The following is a 2,794-nucleotide window of genomic DNA, read 5'->3' as shown; positions in this document are numbered from 1 at the left end:
GGATTGGGCCGTCGGGGGGCGGGGCGCGGGGCCCCGGAAGCCCGGCGCCCCGCCGGCCGGGCGCGCGTACGCTGGCCGGGTGGAGGACGCGCGGGTGCCCGGGCCGAACGGCCGGGAGAGCGGGCCGGGGGCGTGGGCGCGGTGGTGCGCCGACCGGGTGTCCGGCCTGCCCCCCTCCGTGGGACGGGTGCGCCTGCTGGGGATCGACGGGTACGCCGGGTCGGGCAAGAGCACCGCCGCCGACCGTGTGGCCCGGGAACTGGGCGGCGCCCCGGTGGTGCGGCTGGACGACCTGGCCGACCACGATGCGCCGATCGCTCCCGCCGAGCGGGTGCTGGAGACGTTGGTCGGTCCCTGGAGCCGCGGACTGGAGGCCGTGGTCGGCGTCTACGACTGGGAGCGGCGGCGGATCGGGCGTCGGGTGCGGGTGCCGCCGGCCCCGGTGGTGGTCCTGGAGGGTGTGGGCGCCGCCCGCCGGGCCCTGCGCCCGCACCTGGCGTGGTCCGTGTGGATGGATGTGCCGGCGGACACCGCGCGGGAACGGGGGCGGCTGCGGGACGGGCCGGCCCAGGCCGATTTCTGGGACCGCTGGGTCCCCCTGGAGAGGGAACACTTCGCGAACGAACCGTCACGGTCTCACGTGGATTGTCTGCTTGTCCCATGGGGGGCGGGATACGATGCCCGGGTACGGACATGCCCGGAATCCGACGGGTCGAGGTGGGAAGCGCCGTTGAGGGGGTCGTCATGAGTGCCGGCGCGGGCGGACGGCGCGAACCGCGCCCCGCGGCCGATCTGGCCTGGGTGCGCGGCGCGGACGCCTACGTGGCGGGGGTCTACGCGGAGGCCGAGGAGTGCTTCCGCGACGCCGTGCGTGAGGATCCGGGGATGGCGGACGCGTGGCTGGGTCTGCACGCCCTGCGCGTGGACGCGGGGACGGCGCTGAGCCGGATGTACGCCCATCGGGACCGCTTCGGCGATCAACGCGCCCGTCACGGACGTCCCCTGGCCTCGTGGTACTGGCTGGGCTGGTGGGTACAACCGGTGCTGGAGACCCGGCGGGACCTCCTCCTGGCACACGCCTCCCACCTGCTGGACGGACGGCGACTGGCGGAGTTGGACCGCGCCCTGGACGAGTGCCCGCCGCCGGCCTCCGATCCGGCGGCGGGCTTCCTGCACGCCTGCCGGGCCTATCTCGCCCGGGACTGGGAGACCCTGTACCGGCGCACCGCCTCCCTCCTGGACGACCCCCAACTGGGGGTGGAGGCCGGCCTGTTCGCCGGGATGGCCCGGGTACGGATGGACATGTTCGACCAGGCCGAACCGATCCTGGCCACGGCGCTGGCCCGATGTCGCAGCGAACAGCCCCAGCGCAAGGAACTGCGCTACTGGTTGGCCCGGGCCCGGGAGGGCAACGGGCGGGGAGCGGCGGCGATCGCGCTCTACCGCTCGGTGCTGGAGGCCGACCCGGGGTTCATGGACGCGGCGGCCCGTCTCCAGGCCCTGGCCGACGAGGACCCCATGGTCATGGCCTGTGACCTCGATCCGACGGGTGGGTACGGTGCCCACGACCGGCACGGCGGCGACGGAACCGTGGACGACCGGGGCTCCCGGGAACCCCGGCCCGACGTCGGCCGGGGCGGCCGGGGGCCCGAGCCCCCCGGCGGACCGGGGGACGGGGCCGCCGGGCCCGGGCCGCGGCCGTGGACCGGGGACGCCGACGCGGCGGGTCCCCCCGCCGGGGGCGACCGATGGGGACACGCCGACCCGCGCGAGGTCCCCGCCGGACCGGAGACGGCCCCGGGGGACGGCGCGGGCGAGCCGGGCGGGACGGCGGCCGAGGCCGTCGCCGAACTGGAACGCCTGGTGGGTCTGGAGCCGGTCAAGGAACGCGTGCGGGCGATGGCCGCCCGGGCGCACATGGACCGCCTGCGGTCCGGACGGGGGATGCCGGTGCGGCCCCCGGGCCGGCATTTCGCCTTCACCGGCCCGCCCGGCACGGGCAAGACGACGGTGGCCCGGATCATGGCGCGGGTGCTGCACGGGTTGGGGGTCTGCCGACACCGGCGCCTGGTGGAGGTCGGCCGGGCCGACCTGGTCGGGGAGTTCCTGGGGCAGACCGCCGTCAAGACCAACCGGGTGATCGAGTCGGCCCTGGGCGGGGTGCTGTTCGTCGACGAGGCGCACGCCCTGGCGCAATCGGGCTACGGACGGGGGGACGCCTACGGGGACGAGGCGCTGCAGGTCCTGCTCAAGCGCGCCGAGGAGGACCGGGACGAGCTGGTGGTCATCCTGGCCGGGCATCCGGCCGGGATGGAACGGCTGTTGGCCTCGGACCCGGGGATGGCCTCCCGGTTCCCGGTGATCGAGTTCCCCGGTTACGGGCCGGCCGAGTTGACGGCCATCGGGGAGGCGGTCGCCGCCGCGCGCGGTGACGTGTGGGATGCCGAGGCGACCGAGGAGCTGCGCAGCATCTGCGAGCACGTGGTGGCCGAGGGATGGGTGGACGACCTGGGACACGGGCGCTTCCTGCGTTCCCTCCACGAGGCGAGCTGCGCCTTCCGCGACGTGCGCCTGAGCGCGGCGGGCACCACCCCCGATCGGGAGGATCTGCGCACGCTGCGGTTGGCCGACCTGATGCGGGCCTACGGCGAGGTGGTGGCCGAGCGGGGCATGCCGCGACCCGACGACCGGGGGGTGCCGCCCGGGACCTGACCGGGTCCCGTCACCGGCTCGACGGTCCCGGAGGGCTCCCCGCGGCACCCTCCCCTTCCCGGGGCGGGTGGGGTGCGGTGGC

Annotated in this window: 2 protein-coding genes; both read left to right on the top strand. The window is 76.2% G+C overall.

Annotated elements, in window-relative coordinates; translation table 11 throughout:
• The first annotated feature begins 79 nt into the window (after window positions 1-79).
• Window positions 80-748 carry a hypothetical protein gene (locus FOE67_RS21895; RefSeq protein WP_182666560.1) on the top strand — a complete coding sequence of 223 codons (669 nt, stop codon included), beginning with the start codon at window positions 80-82 and terminating at the stop codon, window positions 746-748.
• Window positions 745-2,712 (top strand): AAA family ATPase, encoded by a 1,968-nt coding sequence (locus tag FOE67_RS21890; RefSeq protein WP_182666559.1) that lies wholly within the window; start codon window positions 745-747, stop codon window positions 2,710-2,712. The genes FOE67_RS21895 and FOE67_RS21890 overlap by 4 nt, the downstream gene beginning before the upstream one ends.
• The last annotated feature ends 82 nt before the right edge of the window (window positions 2,713-2,794 follow it).

This window comes from Streptomyces calidiresistens (assembly GCF_014141525.1).
In the GTDB taxonomy this organism is placed as follows: domain Bacteria; phylum Actinomycetota; class Actinomycetes; order Streptomycetales; family Streptomycetaceae; genus Streptomyces; species Streptomyces calidiresistens.
This window is presented reverse-complemented; position numbering and strand designations above follow the sequence as displayed.

Coding starts and splice junctions, on each gene's coding strand:
- FOE67_RS21890 (WP_182666559.1), top strand. CDS start 745: ATGAGTGCCGGCGCGGGCGGACGGCGCGAACCGCGCCCCGCGGCCGAT.